The organism is Paenibacillus sp. 1-18, from assembly GCF_000520755.1.
Taxonomy (GTDB): domain Bacteria; phylum Bacillota; class Bacilli; order Paenibacillales; family Paenibacillaceae; genus Paenibacillus; species Paenibacillus brasilensis.
The window spans coordinates 1-22,212 of sequence record NZ_ASSB01000057.1 but is presented as its reverse complement, the minus strand read 5'-3'; the positions used below and the strand labels follow the sequence as shown (position 1 = coordinate 22,212).

The 22,212-nt window shown below is 43.5% G+C and carries 26 protein-coding genes; 4 read left to right on the top strand and 22 right to left on the bottom strand.

Annotated features, from left to right (window positions below):
• Nucleotides 1-11 precede the first annotated feature (11 nt).
• From L693_RS0103615 to metH, 12 genes are all read right to left on the bottom strand, one after another.
• Nucleotides 12-998 carry an SAF domain-containing protein gene (locus L693_RS0103615; protein ID WP_025716091.1) on the bottom strand — a complete coding sequence of 329 codons (987 nt, stop codon included), beginning with the start codon at nt 996-998 and terminating at the stop codon, nt 12-14.
• 39 nt (nt 999-1,037) lie between these two features.
• On the bottom strand, nt 1,038-2,540 hold the full coding sequence (locus L693_RS0103610) for a serine/threonine-protein kinase (protein WP_025716090.1): 1,503 nt from the start codon (nt 2,538-2,540) through the stop codon (nt 1,038-1,040).
• Nucleotides 2,541-2,720: 180 nt separating this feature from the next.
• Complete coding sequence (locus tag L693_RS0103605; protein WP_025716089.1) at nt 2,721-3,779, bottom strand: SAM-dependent methyltransferase; 1,059 nt, start codon at nt 3,777-3,779, stop codon at nt 2,721-2,723.
• Between the two features lie 22 nt (nt 3,780-3,801).
• Nucleotides 3,802-4,575 carry an ABC transporter ATP-binding protein gene (locus tag L693_RS0103600; protein ID WP_025716088.1) on the bottom strand — a complete coding sequence of 258 codons (774 nt, stop codon included), beginning with the start codon at nt 4,573-4,575 and terminating at the stop codon, nt 3,802-3,804.
• Nucleotides 4,572-4,886 carry a thioredoxin family protein gene (locus L693_RS0103595; RefSeq protein WP_025716087.1) on the bottom strand — a complete coding sequence of 105 codons (315 nt, stop codon included), beginning with the start codon at nt 4,884-4,886 and terminating at the stop codon, nt 4,572-4,574. Before L693_RS0103595 ends, L693_RS0103600 begins: the two co-directional genes overlap by 4 nt.
• Nucleotides 4,883-5,221, bottom strand: a complete 339-nt coding sequence (locus L693_RS0103590; protein ID WP_025716086.1) for a cyclic-phosphate processing receiver domain-containing protein — start codon at nt 5,219-5,221, stop codon at nt 4,883-4,885. The genes L693_RS0103595 and L693_RS0103590 overlap by 4 nt, the downstream gene beginning before the upstream one ends.
• A complete protein-coding gene (locus tag L693_RS29765; RefSeq protein ID WP_155983758.1) occupies nt 5,175-5,315 on the bottom strand; it encodes a hypothetical protein in 141 nt (46 codons plus the stop codon). The genes L693_RS0103590 and L693_RS29765 overlap by 47 nt, the downstream gene beginning before the upstream one ends.
• Nucleotides 5,294-6,142, bottom strand: a complete 849-nt coding sequence (locus tag L693_RS0103585; RefSeq protein ID WP_025716085.1) for a deoxyribonuclease IV — start codon at nt 6,140-6,142, stop codon at nt 5,294-5,296. The genes L693_RS29765 and L693_RS0103585 overlap by 22 nt, the downstream gene beginning before the upstream one ends.
• Nucleotides 6,132-6,950, bottom strand: coding sequence for an Fpg/Nei family DNA glycosylase (locus tag L693_RS0103580; protein ID WP_025716084.1), 819 nt, complete (start codon nt 6,948-6,950; stop codon nt 6,132-6,134). The genes L693_RS0103585 and L693_RS0103580 overlap by 11 nt, the downstream gene beginning before the upstream one ends.
• 68 nt (nt 6,951-7,018) lie before the next feature.
• Nucleotides 7,019-7,825, bottom strand: a complete 807-nt coding sequence (locus L693_RS0103575) for a TIGR01457 family HAD-type hydrolase (RefSeq protein ID WP_025716083.1) — start codon at nt 7,823-7,825, stop codon at nt 7,019-7,021.
• Between the two features lie 506 nt (nt 7,826-8,331).
• Entirely contained in the window at nt 8,332-9,264 is a 933-nt protein-coding gene (rnz, locus tag L693_RS0103570; RefSeq protein ID WP_025716082.1) for a ribonuclease Z, read from the bottom strand.
• A gap of 78 nt (nt 9,265-9,342) precedes the next feature.
• Nucleotides 9,343-12,783 carry a methionine synthase gene (metH, locus tag L693_RS0103565; RefSeq protein ID WP_025716081.1) on the bottom strand — a complete coding sequence of 1,147 codons (3,441 nt, stop codon included), beginning with the start codon at nt 12,781-12,783 and terminating at the stop codon, nt 9,343-9,345.
• A gap of 281 nt (nt 12,784-13,064) precedes the next feature.
• Between metH and L693_RS0103560 the strand changes: the two genes are divergently transcribed.
• Nucleotides 13,065-13,607, top strand: coding sequence for a 1,2-dihydroxy-3-keto-5-methylthiopentene dioxygenase (locus L693_RS0103560; RefSeq protein WP_025716080.1), 543 nt, complete (start codon nt 13,065-13,067; stop codon nt 13,605-13,607).
• A gap of 106 nt (nt 13,608-13,713) precedes the next feature.
• On the opposite strand, the gene L693_RS0103555 is transcribed toward L693_RS0103560, so the two are convergent.
• From L693_RS0103555 to L693_RS0103540, 4 genes are all read right to left on the bottom strand, one after another.
• Complete coding sequence (locus L693_RS0103555) at nt 13,714-14,508, bottom strand: HAD family hydrolase (RefSeq protein ID WP_025716079.1); 795 nt, start codon at nt 14,506-14,508, stop codon at nt 13,714-13,716.
• A 162-nt stretch (nt 14,509-14,670) separates the two neighbouring features.
• Nucleotides 14,671-15,180 (bottom strand): hypothetical protein, encoded by a 510-nt coding sequence (locus L693_RS0103550; protein ID WP_025716078.1) that lies wholly within the window; start codon nt 15,178-15,180, stop codon nt 14,671-14,673.
• 131 nt (nt 15,181-15,311) lie between these two features.
• Nucleotides 15,312-15,518 carry a DUF896 domain-containing protein gene (locus L693_RS0103545; RefSeq protein WP_025716077.1) on the bottom strand — a complete coding sequence of 69 codons (207 nt, stop codon included), beginning with the start codon at nt 15,516-15,518 and terminating at the stop codon, nt 15,312-15,314.
• A gap of 107 nt (nt 15,519-15,625) precedes the next feature.
• On the bottom strand, nt 15,626-16,009 hold the full coding sequence (locus L693_RS0103540; protein ID WP_025716076.1) for a LysM peptidoglycan-binding domain-containing protein: 384 nt from the start codon (nt 16,007-16,009) through the stop codon (nt 15,626-15,628).
• 187 nt (nt 16,010-16,196) lie between these two features.
• Between L693_RS0103540 and lexA the strand changes: the two genes are divergently transcribed.
• From lexA to L693_RS30405, 3 genes are all read left to right on the top strand, one after another.
• On the top strand, nt 16,197-16,823 hold the full coding sequence (lexA, locus tag L693_RS0103535; protein WP_025716075.1) for a transcriptional repressor LexA: 627 nt from the start codon (nt 16,197-16,199) through the stop codon (nt 16,821-16,823).
• A 289-nt stretch (nt 16,824-17,112) separates the two neighbouring features.
• Nucleotides 17,113-17,274, top strand: coding sequence for a hypothetical protein (locus tag L693_RS30410; RefSeq protein WP_167518771.1), 162 nt, complete (start codon nt 17,113-17,115; stop codon nt 17,272-17,274).
• 50 nt (nt 17,275-17,324) lie between these two features.
• The gene (locus L693_RS30405) at nt 17,325-17,465 is read left to right on the top strand and encodes a hypothetical protein (protein ID WP_197029827.1); all 141 of its coding nucleotides are present in this window, start codon (nt 17,325-17,327) and stop codon (nt 17,463-17,465) included.
• A gap of 384 nt (nt 17,466-17,849) precedes the next feature.
• Here L693_RS30405 and L693_RS0103520 read toward each other — a convergent pair whose 3' ends face one another.
• The 6 genes from L693_RS0103520 to L693_RS32265 all read right to left on the bottom strand — a co-directional run.
• Nucleotides 17,850-18,389, bottom strand: a complete 540-nt coding sequence (locus L693_RS0103520; RefSeq protein ID WP_025716074.1) for an accessory gene regulator ArgB-like protein — start codon at nt 18,387-18,389, stop codon at nt 17,850-17,852.
• The gene (locus L693_RS30400; protein ID WP_025716073.1) at nt 18,340-19,053 is read right to left on the bottom strand and encodes a hypothetical protein; all 714 of its coding nucleotides are present in this window, start codon (nt 19,051-19,053) and stop codon (nt 18,340-18,342) included. Before L693_RS30400 ends, L693_RS0103520 begins: the two co-directional genes overlap by 50 nt.
• A gap of 782 nt (nt 19,054-19,835) precedes the next feature.
• Nucleotides 19,836-19,946, bottom strand: a complete 111-nt coding sequence (locus L693_RS28760) for a cyclic lactone autoinducer peptide (protein ID WP_231503513.1) — start codon at nt 19,944-19,946, stop codon at nt 19,836-19,838.
• A gap of 22 nt (nt 19,947-19,968) precedes the next feature.
• Nucleotides 19,969-20,514: an accessory gene regulator ArgB-like protein gene (locus L693_RS0103505; protein WP_025716072.1), complete on the bottom strand. Its 546-nt coding sequence runs from the start codon at nt 20,512-20,514 to the stop codon at nt 19,969-19,971.
• Entirely contained in the window at nt 20,492-21,124 is a 633-nt protein-coding gene (locus L693_RS0103500) for a hypothetical protein (protein ID WP_025716071.1), read from the bottom strand. Before L693_RS0103500 ends, L693_RS0103505 begins: the two co-directional genes overlap by 23 nt.
• A gap of 890 nt (nt 21,125-22,014) precedes the next feature.
• On the bottom strand, nt 22,015-22,212 hold a 198-nt coding region (locus tag L693_RS32265; protein WP_049825042.1), incomplete at its 5' end, for a hypothetical protein.

Sequence of the window (22,212 nt, the reverse complement as noted above, 5' to 3'; positions counted from 1 at the left end):
TTTTCTTTTATTTATTTGACATACGGATCAGAGCTTCCGCCCTGCGCCAAAATTTCCGTCTGTTCTTTGTGATCCTGCCTGCCCTCATATCCATTCCCTATACCCTCACTCCCACCAGATGCATCCTCTATAGTCGTATCCGTATGCTGAGCTGCAATTTCCTCACTCAGACTTCTCTCTATGGGTGTTGAAATTACATTGTTTGATGAATGAATTGCATGTTCAAGAGAATCCCGCAGCTGCTTGGACAGCTTTTGTTCTGCTACCTTTATCAAATTCGGATCACTATTCATTAATGCTAACACTTGAGCATTAGGCGGATAAGTCGGGATCGCCTTCGGCTGAAATTGGGGATCGACATATGTCAGCGCATAGATGGATGCTTTATGCAGATAGGCATCAACAATTGCGCTTGAAAACGATAGTATTTCCTGCTCATTCATAGTTACCCAGACGACGGGACCTTCCAGCCTGGAAATTTTCTTTTTGGATAATAGAATGTAATCCTGACCCGTTGGAAATTGAATACGGATATCCACTTCGTCCCCCTGCTTCAGGCTGTTGGGCAATACCACTACCTTTAACTCACGATTTCGTAAATCTTTAGGTGTAGGCTCATCAACAGTCATCATAGCTAACGTAAGTACAGACCCTTTTTTCAGTTCAATTTTGGCTGTGGTCCCAGAAGCTTTATTTTTATCTGCCACCAAATTTGCTGGAGCCTGAGATCCAGGGACCGTAACTGCCTTTAAATCATTAGATATAATCTGTTCACCTGGAGATATGTCACGAATAACAGCCCAGCCTTTTTTCGCGGTGCGTTGCTCTTGTTCGTACACTTTCCATTTTAGTTCTGCATCTACTTCGGCCTGTTTCCTGACCTCATTCAATTGATGGATGTTAACCATAAGGTAGCCCGCAAAAATAATGCCAACGATACCCGCGCCAATACAACCGGCGTATAGCTTTTGCTTACTGCTTTTTCTTAGCTTGGACACACATCTTCTCCCCTGCCTTTTTTGATATATATCTTTAATTTAGCGCTGCCGTCTAAGAAATCTGAAGCGTTTTTTCCGGGTATCCGGAATAGCTCCGCGAAACAGCTCGTCCAGCACCTGATCCATCTCACCATCTCGCTCGAATGGGTCGGAATGGAACGGTAGCGCAAATACTTTATCATGATCCAGTTCCTTACGTAGCCTGCGAACCGCCTCCGAGGATGCCAACGGCAAACAGTAATTCCATTTATGCTGCGGATGGCGCTGAAGCGATCGGGCCAGCCCGATTATCTCCTGAACTCTCCATTCAGCTCCTGAACCAACAACAAGCGGGTAATCGGCTCTCAAAAATTCTTCCAGTCGCTCATTATCCTGCCCACTCCCCAAATCCAGAACAAGAAATCTATAGGAGCCGCCCAGCAAAGAAATGACATCTGCGCGAGATGTCTTCCGCCAATAATGTACTCCGTCAACCTCAAAACGCCGATTTGAATTCGTTCGTTCAGCAGGTACGCCCTCCACCACCGCTTGAAGTCGGGCAAACGCTTTGGCTGTACTATGCAGCTCAACCAAAGCTACGGAACGGGATCTTCGGGATAGATAGTGGCTCACCGCAATGGCCGTATGTGTAGCACCGGAACCGGAAGACACACCGAGCACAGCCACTACCCTTGTACCTGCGTATTCCAATGAAGTAATTGAAGTATCTCCAACGGATACTCTATGTTGAGAAGGCTGAAAATCTGCACTACGTCGCAGTTCTCCAATGACCTCTGCGGCAGATTGAAATCGTTCCTCAGGATGCTGACGCAGCAGCTTTCGAATCACTGGAATCAAATGGCGGGAGAGTTCCCCGCGAATATATCCTTCTACTCCCGCAGTCCACTCGCTATATTTTCCACCTGTACAGAGATACAGCAGTAACGCTCCTAAACTGTATAAGTCTGAGCGAGCATCCGTTTGACCTGCTCCATATTGCTCCGGGGCTGCAAAGCCCACAGTTCCCAGCTTTACCGTATCCTGATTCAGTTCAGCCTTATAGCTACGCGCGATCCCAAAATCAATCAGCTTAAATTCCATTTCCGGGGTCAGCATAATATTGGTCGGTTTCAAATCACGGTAAATGACAGGCGTCTGACGAGTGTGCAAGTAATCCAGCACATCCAGCACCTGCAAAGCGAATGGAACAATTTGCTCCTGTGGAATATGGCCTTGGTAACCTTTCATATACGCTTCCAGCGTCATTCCTTCAATGTAATCCATAACCAGAAATACTGCACCCGATGGCGGATGCTCGAAGAAATCAACAATTCTCGGTAGGCGTGGATGGTTTAATGAAATCAGCATTTCTGCTTCTGTCCGTATAAGCCTCATCATTTGCGGCTCGGTAACCGACTCCTTCACCGCCCATTGCTTGCCAGGCAGCTTCAAATCCTCTGCCATGAATACACGGCTCATTCCCCCTGTACCCAACGTGCGAACAATTCGGTAACGCTCACCTACAATAGACCCGTATTCCAATCGTGATGGTTCCTGCATCATCCTTCTACCTCCCTTCTATAAGCAAACAACGCAAAAAAGGGAAAGCCGCCGCAAAACAAAATCTTCATGTTACCATGAAAATGATTTTCGCGGGATGCTTTCCCTTTATTTAAACGTGATTATTATTTTTGAGGAACAATTTGGTTTTATTATATACAGACCTGTGCTCATTGTAAAGTATTATTTTCCATACTTGATCATGTACAGGGTAATCTCATCTCGGTTATGGAACAGCTGCTTAGCTCGCTGAATCTGCATGCCGGACTGCTCGAATGAAGCCATCACATCATGAATGAGCGCCAAAGGCTTTTTATGCATGAGCTTGACTGTTACGATAGCAGTACCACCACTCCGCAAACTATACAGCAAGTCAGTTACGAGCCTTGCCATCTGCTTCGGACTCCAGCTCATATCACAAACCAGCAGGTCGAACGTATTCTCTTTAAATTTGACTTCACTCGCATTTTTGCGTAAAAAAGTCAGATTGGCATACTTCATCAGCGAGGGTTCCATCTTAGCCGGATCAACCGCCGTTACCTTAAGTCCTCGCTCCAGTAAAAAGGAAGTCCAGCCACCCGGTGCTGCCCCAATATCCAGCCCCTGATGGAAAGCACCAAAATCAATGCCGAATGTCGCTTCTGCTTCCAAAAGCTTGAATTTGGCACGAGAGATTTGTCCCTCCTCCTTCTGAAAACGAACCGCACCTCCGCTCCAATCTGAAAGATTGTCCTGAGGGTGTGACACGCCTGCATACCAAGTATCCGTATCCGCAAATACGGACACAATGACGTCAGCCTCTTGTACTGTTTGTTCCATAGGTAAATCGCTTAATTGTTCACTTAAAGCCTGCTTGAGCGCGCCTGCGCTTTCAGTCCAGCTACTATTAGCTCCTTTGCGCACTTGCAAAGAAACACGTTGATCTATCAGTTCCCGGCGGTTACGGATAAATGCAACCAGACGCTCCAGCACCTGAGCCAAGTCCGTCCCTTCCTCCTGAAAATGCACAGGGAACAAGTGCCGCAAAAACATCGGCGGCTGACCTGTAATTGCCCCTACAGCCTCACTGGCTTCCGCAGGCAATGTAACCAAAAAAATTTCACCAGGTACAATTACTGTGCTTTTCACCGAGCCAAATAATCTTCTTAGCTCCTCTTGAGCATAGGGTGCAAAGCCATGATTCGCCGTGCAAACAAATCTTGACGATGATAGAGTGGCCCCACCCTGTTCATCTGTACGCATGTTTATTTCCTCCAAAGTAACATTAACCTCCAGTGCACACTCGAATCCAGGGACGTTCTCCATCCCAATCCAGTTCAACTGGAACTTCATACGTGTGCATTATCAATTCTTTCGTCAAAACTTCTTTTTTGGGTCCCGCTGCTGCTACCTTGCCGTCACGGATCAACGCAACATGCGTAAAGAGGGGAACAATCTCCTCAATGTGATGAGTTACGTAGACCACTGACAAATCCTGTTTACGGAGCCGATCAATCTCAACCAGCATTTTTTCCCGTTCAAATAGATCCAGCCCGGCACAAGGCTCGTCCATTATCAGCAAACGAGGCTCCGCCATCAGTGAACGAGCCAGCATAACCTTTTTACGCTCTCCTTGAGATAATGTTCCTAGTGGCTGATGCATCAGAGGACCCAAATTCATCCCCTCCAACATAGATACGGCTTTTTCCTTTGTCTCTGTCGGAATCTCTTGATAAAAACGCAAAAAAGCATAAGCACCAGTAGCGACCACTTCCCATACCGGATCTTTTAACGCTAGCTTTTCCAACAATGTCTGGCTAATATAACCGATCTGCTTGCGAACTTCCCGCACATCACATTGACCATATGTTTGGCCGAGCACCTCGACCGTGCCACGACTTGGAAACATGTATCCTGTCATCATTTCCAATAATGTTGTTTTACCAGAACCGTTGCGCCCCAAAATTGCCCAATGTTCGCCTTCCCGTATTTCAAGACTTACATCGTCCAAAATTTTATTTTCTTCCCGCTGCAATGTGATGTTCTTTATGGAAATCACTCCATCACGCTCCTTATCCTGTTCAGCAAATGTTCCACAGATTCCATTTTGTAGATGATTTCTGGAATTTCATTTTCGCCGTTATATACAAGAAGCGCAGGTACACTGGAAATCCGGTATTCCTGCACTAGTTCAGGAATATAGTTTATGTTGCTTTGCACCACTGCTCCTTCGGGAAGCAAATGCTCAGCTACCTCCAGCATCCGGCGGGCAGCCGCGCAGGTTCCGCACATGGGAGTGTACACAAACAAAGCGAGCTTGCATCCCTCCCATATGGCACGACGTGCCTCTTTTTGCCCTATTTCCCTCATCGTTTCGACTCTTTTCTGATCTGGCGCATACGTTCCTCGGGTACCGGGCCGTTATGTACGGTGACTCCTTCTGGCTTGTTGGCATAAAGCAGTTCATACATGACACGCCGACCCTCCGGACTGGAGGAATGCAGGTAAATTTCGGACGGATATAACTGTTTACCCGCAATGGCCGCAGCCACATCTTTTCCAGTGAGCTGACCCGGACCCAGATCATAGTCCAGCGATAGCACTGAAATCGGATATTCCTGAAGCAGTAACAGACACTCCTCCGCGTCCCTTGCCAGCTTAAAGCCCGGAGGACAAGGCCGGTAATCGTCCATAAACAAATACATCAACATCTCCTCCTTTTCCCCTAAAGTAAGCTGCATAAGCTTCAAAGATAACCATGATTTCGTCAGCCTGATTTATCCCCAGCTTTGAATCCATTGAATATCCTCCCGATGAGTCCCATCAGCTCCCGCTTCACTTTCCAGGACGACAGGAATGCCTTTTACAGACTCCTGCTCTGTCATCCAACGCATGCCCTCAAAACCGATACAGCCTTGCCCAACACGCGCATGCCTGTCTTTTTTAGATCCATACGGATATTTGGAATCGTTCAAATGAACTCCGCACAGGGCTGACCAATAGCCGAGTCGCTCGCCTTTCTCAATCAATGCCTCGTCCGTTCCGCCGTTCCACAATCCTGCTGCATACGCATGACAGGTGTCCAGACAAAAGCCGATACTGTCAGGATATTGGCACAACTGGCGAATTTGCACCATTTCCTCCAGCGTAGTCCCCATGGGTCCGTGATCCCCCGCCTGATTTTCAATCAGTATTTTGGCATTTCCCTGCCAGTCCTTCAGCACATCGTCCAGACAGCCAATGATATTTCGGTAGCCCTCCAGTGGATCAGCCGAATGCATATGCCCGAAATGAACAACAATTCCTTTCGAGCCACAGGCTTCAGCAATATCCAGATCGTTCCGCAATGAGGCAACCATCAGCTCATAAAGCTCCTGACCACGCTCACGCCCAAGAGCCGGATTCACAGGATACGGTGAATGGGCGATGGATTCAAGCTGGTGCCTTGAACAATAAGCTTTACAAGCAGCAGCATCCGTAGCACTCCATTCTTTTAATCTGAGACTGCGAGGATTTTTCGGGAAATACTGAAAAGAACGTCCCCCCTGCTCTTGTGCACGTATAGCAGCTTTGGAAAAGCCACCACGCGTACTCACGTGGGCGCCAATGAGTAATTTAGGCATCATGCTGCTGTACCGGGCAATAAAATGCTTTTTTCCCAGCCAGCTCAACCCTAACAATTTTTCCGCCACTTGGAGATTGTTCACCTTCACGGTCATATACTCGGCACTGCTGATCGAAGCCACCCGTTAATGTATCTCCCTCCATCAGAGGCATTTCCATATAACCACCTTGCGCAGTAGCTTCACGAAGCACGGATTGAGTGGCATGATACAGCTTTTCCACTTTTTCCGGTGACTGTACGATGTTTTGTACTTTGGAGCCCGGTGTAAATCCGGCGATATAAGCAATTTCATCCGAATAACAATTGCCAATACCCGAAAATATCTGTTGATTCACTAGCGTTGTCTTCAAAATTCCCCGTCGTCCCTTTAGACGTGCTGTGAACTTTTCCAACGTCATGCGATGGTCCAACGGGTCGGGTCCGAGGTCTGACAATGCCTCATCTGTTTCTTTAGCTGTCAGCAAGTGCAAGTAACCTAAGCGCAGCCCCATAAAATAAAGCTTCACACCGCTAAAATCCAATTCGATCTGAACCGTACGGTTCGGACGCTGCTCCTCCGTTCCCAGGTACAGCAATCCTCCCAGCATCAGGTGCAGCACAAGCCGCCCACCCGTGTTTAAATGAAAAATCAAATGCTTGCCTCGGCGCTCTAAATATACAACAGTCGTTCCCAGCAAATGCTTTTCAAACGTGTCCACGTCAGTATTAATGGATTTTACACGGTTAACCGTCACTCCAGTAATCGGAATGTCCAAAATTTGTTTTGACAATAACGTTCTGTAGTTTTCCATTTCAGGAAGTTCCGGCATATCAACATCTTTCCTTTCGTAGCTACATAGCTTTTAATTCTCACCATTTATCAAATGTATGTTGGTTATCATTTCAACTCTTCCTTGATCCAGTCCTGCAGTTCATCCAGATTTTCAAATATCAGGTCAGGCTTTACCCCAATAGCACGCATATGTTCTTCCATATTCGCGCGGGTCGTTACACCTGACAGAATCAGAGCTGTTTTACAACCTGCGGCTGCTCCTGCTGCAATATCAGTAAGCATATTATCGCCTACAACCAGAGCTTCATCCGCTCTAATATTCAAGCGTTTCAACGCATAGTTCATCAACACGCTCGAAGGCTTGCCGATAACCACTGGCTTGACCTGTGAAGCCGCTTCAATCGCAGCGCCAATCGTTCCTGCTCCTGGCGTTAACCCATCATGTGAGGGCAATTGTAGATCCGGGTTAGTCAAAATAAAAGTCGCTCCCTCCCGAATCCAGCGCATGGCAGCGGCCAGTGTTTTATATGTAAATTGACGATCTATCCCCTGTACGACATAATCAGGCTGCTCCTGAACAAGCAGCAACCCGGCCTCTGTGAGCGCCTGGCGCAAGCCGGTTTCGCCAATACAATATACACGTGCTCCCGGACTTTGCTGTGCAACATATTGTGCAGCTGCCAATGCCGAAGTATATACTTCATGACTGACTGCTTCAATTCCCATACCAACCAAATGCTCTGCTACCAATTCGGGTGTGCGTGAAGCATTGTTTGTGACATACGCATAGGGTATCTGGTCTGTGCGTAATTGGGATATAAATAGGTCCGCACCTTTGATCATCCGATCTCCATGATATAGTGTGCCATCCAGATCAATCAGTAACGATTTTATCGCAATCCCCTCCCCCACTTCAAATCAATCATCATAACGTTGTAAAGTGATATTTCATCCTATGAAGAATGTTCCCCCCACTTATTTAACCACCTTAATCATTTAGGTCATAAAATAAGTTGGCACCTCCATTTCATCTTATCTATCTTAAGTCAAAAATGCTAATGAAGTCTATAAATTGCTGGTTAACCGTCCAAAATAGTGTCATTCCTCGATAAAAGCCGTCTCTTTCACATAAAATAAGCTTACATCATCGTCGAAATCCATCGAAGTGATCACATCTTCAAAGAAATTTCCCTGTATTTCCTCACCCTCTCAAAGAAATAGAATCCTTCAAATTCGATATATAGAAAATCAAATATAACACGTCTCCATATGTAGTAGCACAAATTCACTCCATCACAACAAGTGGCTATTCTCGCCTCTTGTCGCATCCTGCGCTTTCCCGGAAAATAATTTCGGGTGAAAAACAAAGGCACCGGAGCAAGCCCCGGCACCCTACAAGCATATCTACAATCCAGGCGTTAATTAACTATATCAGGTACTGGTAACAGCACATGCTGCTCTGCAAGCAATGAATTGGGAAATATGCTCTTCGCTTCTTCCAGCAATGGCACAAGCTGTTCCTGATCTTTATATCGGGAACTAAAATGCGTCATAATTAACTGTCCCGCACCTGCGGCTTTTGCGGCTTCCGCTGCTTGAAGCGCTGTACTGTGATGATATTCGTACGCTGTATCCGCCAGCTCATGCAGAAATGTCGCTTCATGAACGACAACTGTTGCATCTTGAGCCAGCACTACTGTATTGGGACAAGGTCGCGTATCACCAAGAACTGTGATAATGCGTCCTTTTTTCGGTGTACCCAAAACATCTTGAGGACGAAGAATGACTCCCCCCTCCAGCTCTACGCTTTCACCACGCTTTAATTTACCGTAGATTGGGCCGGGCTTGATTCCGTACTGCTCCAGCAACTCCTGCTTGAGCTTGCCGGGCTTATCCATTTCTACAATTCGATAACCATAGCTATCGATCCGATGATCCAGCAAAGCTGATTCCACCCTGAATTGCCCATCATCAAACAACACCCCGCCCGTGTGCTCCACAATATGCAGCTGGTAATTGATCCGGGATTGGCTTATTCCTAAAGATAGTTCAATGTATTGCTTGAGCCCTGGTGGTCCATATACTGTCAGCGGTGCCGTACCTCCCTGATACGCCCTACTCGACAGAAGACCCGGTAGACCAAAAAGATGATCTCCATGCAAATGGGTGATAAATATCTTTTCAAGCCTGCTAAGTTTGAGTGGCGAACGCAGCACCTCCTGCTGAGTGCCTTCACCGCAATCGAACAACCACATGCTTCTTCGTTCTTCCAGTAAACGAAGAGCGATGGACGTTACATTCCGCTGAATCGTCGGCACCCCTGCATTCGTACCGAGAAAATAAAATTCCATAACTTAACCTTCTTCCTACTGACCAGCAAAAAACCTCCGAAGCTCGGAGGGTCTTTGCTATCCTATCTGATAGAGGTGTTAAACCTTTTCGACGTTAAAATATTGCGCCTGAGGGTGGCTGAACACCATGGCTGATACAGAAGCCTCCGGTTCCATCATAAACCCTTCTGTCAGCTCAACGCCAATGTCCTCAGGTTTTAGCAATTGGAACAACGGCCCCTGATCCTCCAGATCCGGACATGCCGGATAACCAAAGGATACCCGTATGCCCTGATATCTGGCTCCATGCCGCTGCTTCATCGTCATATCGGCAGGGTCCGGGAAGCCCCAGCTGTCCCTGATAATATGATGAAGCCGCTCCGCCAGACCTTCTGCCACTTCGAGCGCTACCGCTTGAAGCGCATGAGAGCGTAAATAATCCCCTTGTTCCTTCCACTCGGTAGAGAGCTGCTGTATTCCGTGGCCGGCAGTCACAACCATAAAGCCTACATAATCCATAACTCCCGACTCTACAGATTTCAGGAAGTCAGCCAAGCACAGATATGGCTCCACCTGCTGACGTGGAAACGTAAAGGTATGCAATACCTTACTCACATCCGACGGATCGTAGATCAGGATTTGATCTCCTTGCGATTGCGCCGGGAAGAAGCGATACATAGCATGGGCCTGAATAATCCCGTCTGTAACTGCTTCAAACATGATGCTATCCACCGTATCCTTGAGCTGAGTCGCTTTGGGATCGCCCTCCGCCAACAGCTTCTCAACGTTGCCTCTCAAGCCAAGGTGATGCCCCATCAGCATCTGCATATTTACATAAGGCAAAATGTAATTTAACGGATAGTTACGCAGTACATGGCGATCCGTATCCGGCGGAATATAGACCGGCAAATCCTGTGCAATGTTAGAGCGCACCGCCCGAGTAAGCTTAGGGAGCTGCTTGGTTTCCACGACTGTTGCCGCTTCAGCCTCTCGTTCAGCCTCCATATCCTCCGCCATTTTTTTGCGGGACTCAGGGTCCATCAGCTTATTGGCAATATCCAAACCATCCATAGCATCCTTCGCATAGGCTACCAGACCATCGTACTCAGGACGGATACGGTTTTTAGTAAACTTGCGTGTTAAAGCAGCTCCGCCAACCATGATTGGAATATCAATATTCGCATTTTTCAAATCCTGGGCGGTCAGTACCATTTGTTGGGCCGATTTAACAAGCAAGCCTGATAAGCCAATCAAATCCGCCTTTTCTTCGCGGTATGCTTCAATAATGCGTTCTGGTGGTACTTTTATGCCCAGATTCACGATTTGGTAACCATTGTTGGATAGAATAATCTCTACCAAATTTTTACCAATATCATGGACATCACCTTTAACCGTAGCCAACAAAATCTTTCCTTTTACCGAGGATTCATTTTTCTCCATGAACGGTTCCAAATAGGCTACCGATGCTTTCATCACTTCGGCGCTTTGCAACACCTCCGCAACAATCAACTCATTGTTGTTGAACAGGCGTCCTACCTCTTCCATCCCTTTCATGAGCGGGCCGTTAATGATTTCCAGCGAGGAATATTTCGCGAGTGCCTGCTCCAGATCCGGAATCAGTCCCTCCTTGCTCCCCTCCACTACATAAGAAGCCAAGCGTTCTTCGAGCGAAAGATTGGATACCTTTTCTTTTTTCTCTACTTTCTTGTTACGGAAAGCTGCCACAAAAGCAGATAAAGTATCGTCATTCGTTCTATAAATCAGGTCTTCGGCAAGCTTCCGCTCATGCTCAGGAATCGATGCATAACGTTCAAGCTTCTCCGTGTTTACAATCGCATAGTCCAGACCTGCCTTGGTGCATTCATACAAATAGACAGAATTAAGCACTTCACGGCCCGCTTCCGGCAAACCAAAGGATACGTTACTGATGCCCAGGATGGTATGAACCCCGGGAAGGGCTTCTTTAATGATGCGAATGCCCTCAATCGTCTCCTTTGCTGAACCAATGTATTGCTCATCACCTGTGCCCACTGGAAATACGAGCGTATCAAAAATGAGATCCTCGGCTGCCAGACCGTAACGGTTCACCAGCAGATCATAAGAGCGTTTGGCTACCTCCAGCTTATCCTCACGCGAAATAGCCTGCCCACGTTCATCAATCGTTCCTACTACAACAGCCGCGCCGTATTTATGAATAAGCGGGGCCATTTTCTCAAATTTCTCTTCGCCGTCCTCCAAATTAATGGAGTTAATAATTGCCTTACCTTGCGAATATTGCAGCGCTTTATCAATGACGCCGATATCCGTAGTATCAATTACCAAAGGTACTTTTACCTTGTTTACAACCAACTTCAAAAATGCTTCCATATCCGTCATCTCATCGCGGTCCGGGTCCTGTACACAAATATCAATGACATGTGCCCCACTTTTTACCTGAGCACGAGCAATTTCAGATGCCTCTTCATATTTGCCTTCCACGATCAAACGCTTGAATTTGCGGGAGCCCAGAACATTCGTTCGCTCACCAACCATATATGGACGATTATCCTGTTCAATATATACAGGCTCAATGCCGGACACGGCAGGGGGATGATGACCCACCAGCGGACGTGGCTCAAATTGCGCCATCCGTTCACTCATAACCCGAATATGCTCAGGCGTGGTACCGCAGCATCCCCCTGCAATATTGAGCCAACCCTTTTCAGCGAATGCAGCCATTTTACGTGCTAATGAATCAGGTGATTCATGGTATTGACCATTTTCGTCGGGCAAGCCGGCATTTGGATAACAGCTAATAGCTGCAGAGGACATTTCGGAAAGAGAACGAATATGATCCCGCATAAACTCTGGACCTGTTGCACAATTCAGACCAATCGACACCGGATACAAGTGTTCTAGCGATATACAAAAGGATTCGATATTTTGCCCGGCCAACGTCGTGCCCATAGGCTCAATCGTGCCTGAAATCATTAGTGGAAGTTCAATACCCGTTTGCTCAAAAGCCTGGCGGATTCCGATGCTTCCTGCTTTGACATTAAGCGTATCCTGTGACGTCTCCAGCAGCAGTGCATCCACGCCGCCTTCAATAAGCGCCAAGGCCTGCTCCTGATAACTCTCAATCAGTTCCGCAAACGTAACACCACCCGTTACAGACAAGGTCTTCGTCGTCGGTCCCATTGCTCCTACAACAAAACGGGGCTTGTCCGCAGAGTTGAACTTATCCACCGCGTTACGTGCCAGCTTGGCCGCAACCAGATTAATCTCACGGGCACGTTCTGGTATATCATAATCCGCCAAAACGACAGATGTAGCTCCAAATGTGTTCGTTTCAATCAGGTCTGCCCCAGCCTCCAAGTATGCTTCATGGATGCCCTGAATAACGTCCGGTCTTGTTAAGACCAGCATCTCGTTGCAGCCCTCCAGCTCTTCCCCACCAAAATCATCGGGGGAAAGGTCCTCCTGCTGAATCATCGTGCCCATGGCTCCGTCAAGAAGAAGTATTCGTTGTTGTAACGCTTCCTGCAAGCTAATTTTGTCCAAAATCTCTTCCCCCCCGCAAAACGTTAAATCCTAGTTTAGCAGAAACCGTATCATTTAGATAGATTGGAGTAAAGACATACGTTTTATACAGCCTGCTCTTTGCAATAGCTGCTCTTGTAAATCTATTTTATAATTTGAAGTATTAAAAAGAATACTTAATTGCGTATTTTTTTAGCTAGGGTCATGTTTAGCATAAATGTTGTAATCCTGTATTGTGCAACGATTCAAGACATGATATCCTGAATACAACATTAAACCAAGTGGAAAAGAGGGATAAACTCATGGCTGAAATCTTAATTCGCAATACCAATGAACGAATTAACGGTGAAGATCAGGTTCGTGAATTTTTGGAAAGCCACGAAGTATTATATGAACATTGGGATGTTTCCAAGCTGACCGGGGAACTGCAAGAAAATTTTTTACTGACAGATGAGCAAAAAGCCGCTGTTCTCAAAACCTTTGATCCTGAAATCAAGGATTTGGCTGCCCGCCGCGGATATAAAATATGGGACGTTATCACCTTATCCGAAGCAACACCGAATCTGGACGAGCTTCTAGCCAAATTTGAGCAAATTCACACCCATACCGAGGATGAAATCCGTGCGATCGTGGCTGGTAAAGGTATTTTTATCATTAAAGGTCCTGAAGAGATTGGCTATTTCAATGTAGAGCTTTCACCAGGGGACGTTATTTCCGTGCCTGAAAATATCCCTCATTTCTTCACCTTAATGGAAAATCAGAAGATCGTCGCCATCCGCTTGTTCATCGAAGAAAATGGGTGGATTGCCGAACCTTTTGAAGATCCGTCATTTATTAAAGCATAACGCGAAATTATCCTACCTGAGATAAAGCAACTCCCTCTGCTCAGAGTATACTGAGCAGAGGGAGTTTTTTTTAATACTTGCTTCTATGGAAAAAGCTATGAATTTCTTACTTTAACGATTGAATAATACCGTCCAATTCAGTCAAATGCTTGATTTCGAACTTTGGCTTGATCTCTGTGGTATTCGTTTTGGAATTTCGGTTCAACCATACGGAGTGCACCCCAGCTGCCAAAGCTCCTTGAATATCAGTTGTCAGCTTGTCCCCTACCATTAAAGCATGTTCAGGCTTGATACCAAGAAGCCCTAAAGCATGCTGAAATATAGACGGATCAGGCTTTCCTTTTCCAAACGAACCTGAAATGACAACATGATCAAAAAAAGGAGCTAATTGAGGTACTCCATCCAATTTTTCCTGTTGTAAATCAGGGGAGCCGTTTGTCAACAATAATAGCTTGTAATCTCCTTTTAAATGCTCCAGAATTTCAAATGTTTCTTCATATACATGGGGACGTGCCCGTCTTTCCGCAGCAAATTGGGTGGCCAGCTTTTGTGCAAGCCCCTCATTATCTATCCCCAGTTGCTGAAGACCTCTGCGCCATGACTCCTTGCGATAAACAGGAGCCAGCTGTTCCAACTGACGGAACTCAGGCTGTTCACCTGCCGTAAAATTCGCCCATAACCCTTCAAACGGATTAATGCCGATCATCTGAGTAAAACTAAAGGTCTCATAAGATTCATACAAAGCACGTGCTTCCTTGCGGACTGCTTCCTCCAAAGCCTTCGGATCAACGCCTGCTTCCTGGGAGCCCGCTTGGCATGCTGCGTCAAATGCCTCTTCTACACTACGTTCATCCCACAAAAGCGTATCATCAAGATCAAACATTACCGCCTGAATTGCCATCTGAATTATCCACTCTCTTTCCACGTTATATGTACACCTGTTCTGCGTAGTTACGTCGCACAAGCATTCCGATATGATGTCCCCATATTAAGCAAGTAGCCGCAATGTGTTATATGAAATAACATCATGCGGCCTTACATACAGAGCTACAGATGATATCTGTTATTTCTTCTCAACCTGCACCTGATTGGATAGCGCAAACTTCTCAAGTCGCTCTGCAATGGCATCCGTGTCATAGCGACCCAATGTTTTTGTTAAAATAAAGTTTCCGCCCTTACCTTTTCTTTCAATCGTTACGTAGCCCTTTTCAATCTTAATGGCTTTCATATCCTCTGCCGTCATGGGACGTTCTCTGCCGCCTTTCAGCATATACAGCGAATTCTTCCCGACCTTCAAATAAGGACGACGGATGAAAAAGATAACAGCCAGCATCAAGTACAAGCCGAATATAAGCCAGTCCATACCTCTCATACCGGTTTTGGTCAAAAAGTAACTCATGAGCATGTATAATACGGCAAGGCCAGCCAGCATGATAGGCACAGTAATATTACGGCCACGGAAAATGTCCATTGCAGAACCTGTACCGTTAATGGTTTGCATGCCTTGTTTTTTGCGCGTTTTGTTTAAATGCGCTGTGTTTTTGCGTACTTTTCTTTCAAATGATCGGGCCATCTCTCAATTCCCTTCCCAATTATATTGCACAATACTATAAAACGATTTGCCTAAAAGCTAATCTATATAGATATCGAGAAAGATATCTAAAACAAAAGGCAAATTATGCAGGTTAAGTCGCTTGAGCGACATTAATGCTTCGGCCCGCCATTTCCTTTCGAGGTATCATCGTCCACGAATTCAATCGTTTCAAGCTGTTGCCGGAAATTACGGCGAATGTTACCTAAATAAATTTCCCGAAGATTGGCACGCTCTGTAGTTTCTTCTTCCGATAATCCCTCGGATTTTGCTTTGCGCGCTAATTCGTTAATTCGCTGTACCAAGCTGTCTATATCCAAATTGTGTCCCCTCCATAAATGCAAAGATATAATACACTTTGACATGTAGAAAAGAGCTTGTCAAGGTTCCCACATCACGCCTTTGACAAGCTCTAAAGGTGTATAGATCAGAAGTGCGGAAGCTTAAGCACCTGACCTGCCTGCACTCCCCGATCTTCCAGTCCATTAATCCGCACAATTCCTTCTATATATACCCGTGTATCCATTCGTTCCGGTTTATGTTTGACTGCAATTTGCCATAAGGTATCTCCAGGTTGTACCGTCAGCTTAGTTACCTCTATCTTTGGAACTGAAGGTGCTGCGAAAACTGTCAGTACGCCCGCACCTGCAATCCAAACAACAATCACTAGAATAAGAAGCTTGAGTAAGAGAGTATTGGTAATCATCTGTGCAGTAATCATTGCAAATCCTTTGCTCCCTTTCTTTTGAGTCTCCTGCATCTTATCTAAATTCATCGAAAAAATACTTTGGTATGTGCTATATCTCGTCATTGGCCGGTCCTCCAAACGTTTGTTCTTATGTTTTTTCACAATATAACACGAACATTTGTTTTGTTCAATAGAAAAGAGAACAAAAGTTCGTGAATATTTTTTAGGGATTATTTAGAACTTACGTTTGTACGAACGGAGGTTCTATGCTATAATTTTCCCAAACGTTACTAAATGGGGTTGATACGGTATGTCTAAGATTTCGAGCCGCCAGCAGGCCATTCTTGAATTTATCCGCAATGAAGTGCGTCTAAAGGGCTATCCCCCTTCTGTACGCGAAATAGGCGAGGCGGTCGGACTAGCCTCCAGCTCTACGGTTCACGGTCATTTGGATCGTTTAGAGAAAAAAGGACTTATCCGCCGCGATCCAACGAAACCACGGGCCATTGAGTTACTTGGTCAAGACGAGGCGGATAACAGCAACTTGATTAATTATTCCATTAGTCGTGTTCCTGTTGTTGGCAAAGTAACTGCCGGTCTTCCTATTACGGCGACAGAAAATATTGAAGATTACTTTCCTCTTCCCCAACATTTCGTTGGTGAGGATAAAATATTCATGTTATCTGTTGTAGGCGAAAGTATGATTGAAGCTGGTATTGCTAACGGTGACTATGTAATTGTACGTCAGCAACAGACTGCCGATAACGGTGACATTGTTGTAGCCATGACAGATGAAGATGAGGCAACAGTTAAAACCTTCTACAAAGAAAAAGACCATATCCGGCTTCAACCGGAAAATCCAGCCTTTGAACCGCTTCGCCTGACACACGTCAGCATTTTGGGCAAGGTTGTAGGACTCTTCCGGGACTTCCACTGACTTTTCGCTCTTTCTTCCCCGTTATTCTATCCACTACCTCAAAAACCGGCTGCCTAGGGCAAGCCGGTTTTGTATTGATTTTATGTTCATCTATGTAACTAAGGCTATTCTTCCCTTTTCCGCATGCCATTGGGTTAAACTATTTTATCTGCTATACGTTTTGTCATAAATCTTAGATCTTAGAAGCATAGGTATTAGCTTCTTTTTGCTTTTAATAGATTTATGCTCATACATTACTAGCGCTATTGACATATGTATAAAGAAGACCTAAGCAAAGGAGATATGCCAGATGATCAAAAACAAAGTCAAAACGTATAGGCATCGCATCGGAAAAAACAAATATCTGGTCGTTAAAGTCTTCCAGGCCGCAGCTGCTAAAGCAAGAAGCGGGAATGCCTTGGCAACCAATGCATTGAATATCAAAATTTCCAAACGCAAACGTAAGCATTAAAACAGCTAAGATTCAACCGTACCTTCATTATATTGAAGGGAGGTGATATGATGAGCAGAAGAAATTCTAAGCGCGACTTAAGAAGAAGAAGATTAAACATCCGTTCCAATCAAAGAGCCAATGCACGGGCAAGAGGTAATGCGCTGGCTGTTAATCTGTTTAGCGTAAATGATAGACAACGCAGACGCTAATAGTCATTGTTCAGTAAAAAGCGGGAAGGATTCTTCCTGCTTTTTTTGTGTCACCCTCTCTACTCTGCCACAGGCTTCCTCATGCTACTGTTCAAATATATCGTGCTTGCTCGAAAAAAAATCCCTCAACGCTCAGCGCGCCAAGAGATTCCTTAGTATAGTATCATATTATCGCGTTCCCATTGATGTACTTGGATTCTGTAAAGATCCCTATCCTCGAACAAATAATAGGGATCTGGTCACTTCTTTTCGTCTCCCAAAATGTTATATTATCCCTTCTTTTTCAAAGCGAGCGGCAGTGGCTTAGAACCGATAAAACTTTTCCGCTTCTTGGAAGTCTTTACTGCACTCTTGTTCAGAGTGTTTGATAAAATTCTCGCCAATTTATGATTCATTTTTCTCACCCCCCTTCCAGTAATTCCAAATAGGAAGAATAGTTAAAGCCTGAATAAAAAAAGAGAGAGTTACAAGTGGTGAAAGAAAGAGCAAACCAAGCAAGAAAGAAAGCAATGCATATATCTTTGTCTTATGTCGATTCACTTGCGCATTAAGTTCATCAAAATCTCTTGGGGCATAGCATAAAAAGCTAATGAAAGTAACTATGTTTAAAATTATGAACTGTATTTGATTTAAGGAAATTGTAGGAATCACAGCGAATAAAGAAGAAGATACAATTGCACATAAAGTTAATGACTTTAGGTGAACCCCTCCTGAGAATTTTCTGGCAATTGCAAAAGATAGCATTGCAATAAGCGATTCTCCAAGGTGACCTAGCAGCCACCCCCACAAAATAGTCAATAGTAGTATTGCTACCACATTTATTCGATTACTCAACTCATACTCTAATACCTCAACGGTTCCCGGACCATGAGGATCAGCGTTCTTTATTTCCGTAGCGATATAATTCGATAGCTTCTCTAACATCCTCGTAGTCACCTCTGTCCGACAAAAAGTAGGAGATTCCGAATGTCAACAAAGATAAAAATATACACATAAGTGGATTCCTATCGTATAGCATAACTACCATAAGAATTATAGTAATAAAAGAGAGAATCGATCCCGAGAGTAACATTTTGTTTGTTTTAGTTCCATAGTTTTCTTGTAGCTTAAAATCATGAGGCGGATATGAGATAAATGAGAATCCACCTTTGTAAATTTTCAATAGACCGGCAATCAAATAAGCCGAAATGATTGAGACAATTTGAATGACATACACCGATCCACCAGTATTTTCATTAAGAACATTGTGGTCGATATTAAAAACTAAATTTAGTAGATAAAATAATATAAGTTGAATAGTAATGTAAGCAGAAATACCCGTTCCAGAAATAAATGCTCCCGAGTGTAATTTTAAGCGAATCCCGAATCTCAAAAATAGAAAAAAGAATACATACTGAAGCGGTAAATCTAACTTAGGTGTTTGCAATACAACTCTTATCACATACGAAATTATTGATATACAAACAACAAATAATAGTATTCTATACTTATATTTTAGAAGCGGCATTCTATATAATTTCAAAATTAGAACCAGCATCGCTAAAGCATCGAATATGCCGAGTAAAATATAAAATAAAGCAGATAACAAATGGTACACCATCCTCGCGTTTGTTCTGTTGTTATTGTATATTTTACTAATAGATGTGGCAATGAAATAACCTAGTAAACTGGTAATTTTTGTGCTTGTGTAAGGTGAATATTTTTTTCGATTTACAAAGGACGTATTTCTCTAACATTAAAAGTGTAATTTTTGAGAGAAAAATGTAAAATATTCAAGCATAATATTTCAGCAAGGATTATAAAGAAGCGAAGCTTTACATTTACTGCTGAGAGATCTTATTATCACTAGATGTAACAGTGCTTCCGCACGTATTAGGTTAAGCATAAACATTAAGCAAGCCCATCATCCAGATATACCAAGTATCCAAAAAAGAAAAACACGTTGCAATAACTTTTGAATATGGACCATCAAATACACAATTACATGCTTATCAATATAGAAAGGGTACATTACTGAATAAACTTCCCATAATCGCAGATCAAGGTGTACAAGTTGATTCAAAAGGAATCGTCAAGCAGGTATTGGAAAATATAGATCTGAAGGTGGATGGAATTTTGCGTTAGCGACGTATTTATGGAGTACTTCAATGATTTAATATCTTGAAGCAGACCAGCTACCTTATTAGTTGACAACAATAAAAGACTCGCTTTGAATGAAGTAAATATCCGGTGACTCATCACAGCTAATAGCCAGTACAGTACTTATTTATAATTAACATCAAATAACCCCGGGAGAATCCGGGGCTTTAATAATTCAGAAAGTATTTATTCTCGTACTCAGTCTTTTATGACCAGTTAATCATACTCCGCTTATTTCAACAATTCTTCTGGTGGCTCGGGACTGTGAATCCAAGTTAGACTTGCTGTACTCACAGAAGCGACTGCTAGCGAAGTTAGTAGAACTGCGGCATTATAATACATACCAATCTTCAAATTACTGAATTTACTTTTTTTCATTTTTCACACCTCCTTCTATTAGTGTTAAGCTTTGAGCAAAAAAACTAGCGGCCACCACTGGAAAAGCCATCCACAAATTAAATGCAACCAAAACAACTCCAATAAATTTTAGCAACAGGAAATATCGTTTTGGTATACGTGTTCTTCCCTCTACACGTGACGGCGCATAAAATAAAACCAGTAAAATACTTAATATCGACGTAACAACAATCCAATTATAATTAAAATTCGCGAATGATAAAGCGGTAAGTAAACTTGTAGAAGCAACTATACACACCGCACTACTTTTTAAATGTATTCCTCCTACAACTTGCCGCAGTAAAGAAAAAGATATCATAGCCATCACAGTTTCCTGCACTTTTCCTGTGAAAAAAGAAATACCAATAGTTAAAAAAATGATAGAGACTGTATTAATCACCACTGCTATTCCATATTTTAAAACACTTATAGAGGAAGGATGATTCGGGACAACCGTTTTTATATGTGTTGCAATATCAAGAGCGATGGAGTCAAGGCTTTTTATAATAATCACGCTCCGTTTTAAACGCAAAATATAAAAACATAGCAGATGCCAGCGCTATAAATAAAATACTCAGAAAGAAATCATTGAAGTAAAACATAAATGTACAAGCTGCTAGCAAACCAATTATTAAAACAACCACAAATATATGCTCCCACCTAAAACGCAGGTTTTCATAATTAGCTGTAAATCCTATTTTAAATTTATATAGAAACCACGAAACAGCTAACACCCATGCACTGGTTACTGCTTGTGCCAACGATCCCTCTGCTGAGCTCTGCATTTCTGTTGTTAATGTGCCAAAGAGCATCACTATAATTACCGCCTGGAATAACGTATACAAAAAAGTACCTGTCATAGATATAATAGCTGCCCAAATAATTGGCATCCTTACAACAGTAGTAATCAATAATGTGAACAATACAATGTTTATAGTAGGGGCGAAAAAAGACAATGATATCTCTTCTCTCAACACTAGACTCTGCAAATTCATGATCAGGCCAATAAACAAGGCAGGCCAGACATAATCTAAGGCTCTGATTCTAAAAACAGTAAGCATTAATACAAATGCCGCAAATGTTTCAACATTAGAAAATAGCAAGAACCTAATAGGCTCCCACATAACACATATCCCCTTCATATAATTGGTAACCAGCACACTTTTAATACTACATTTGTTATCAATGCGTGGCAATCCAAATATTATTTATATTTGGATTAAATTGTTTATATGTTAGATAATTTTTTTGCTTCCCGATATAAATCCCTTAATTTAACCCTGCTATAGTTAGAGCTATCTCATCGTTCAGGGCTTAATAGTCTAAATTAAGATGAGCCAGCTATATTAGTTCTCGCGGTTTCAAAGGGAAACTAAGTGTATTCTATCTTTGTGAAGGTAAAGGAAGTTCTAAAGTAAAGTACGAAATATCACGTATCACTCTTAATTTGTCCCATACAATATAGTTATAGTTCTCAAAACAAGTTAAGCCGCTCTAAAGTCCTCGTTGGATTATGTCTTATTTATCTAACGGTCAGTCATGCTGATAGTTGGAAAAGTAAAACCCTTTCAGATGCGATGGGGTTTCCAGATGCTTTTTTTCTCATTTATAACGAATAAAGCACCTGTGAGAATTAGGATAGAACCGATCCAAAACGTTACACTTAAACCGTTTATAGCATAATAATGAGAAGAGCAGCACAATTCCCCACCTTTCCACTGTATTCAAAATATTTCGAAAAATGAGCAAATACCCCGTCCTACTTTGATGGTTGACGGGGCTGTTATTATTTAACGATAAATTCATCCTATTATAAGGTATCAAAAGAAAAAAAGAGGAGGAAATAAGGCAATACCACTTACCACTTATATAGCGACCTAAATGTTAACCTTATGCTCATATCCATTCACTCACTTGAACTCCTCCTTTAGATAGGGTATACAGTATGTGTCATTAAAGATATTGGCAGGGCTAAACGGCAATTTGCAAAAATGTCGGCAGTGCCTAAGAATCTTTATAAAAGAATTAATCTCAAGATGATTACCAGCAAAATGAACAGTGCTAAGACAGCTGCTACCGATGTCCAAACTTTCCCAGCAGTTCTTCCGTAACTTCTTTCTATTTCCCACACACTTAACGCCTCCTTTGTTTCTAGAGTCCCCCACAGGCTATGCGAGCGGATTAACCCCCTAAGTTTGGACACTAACTCTCT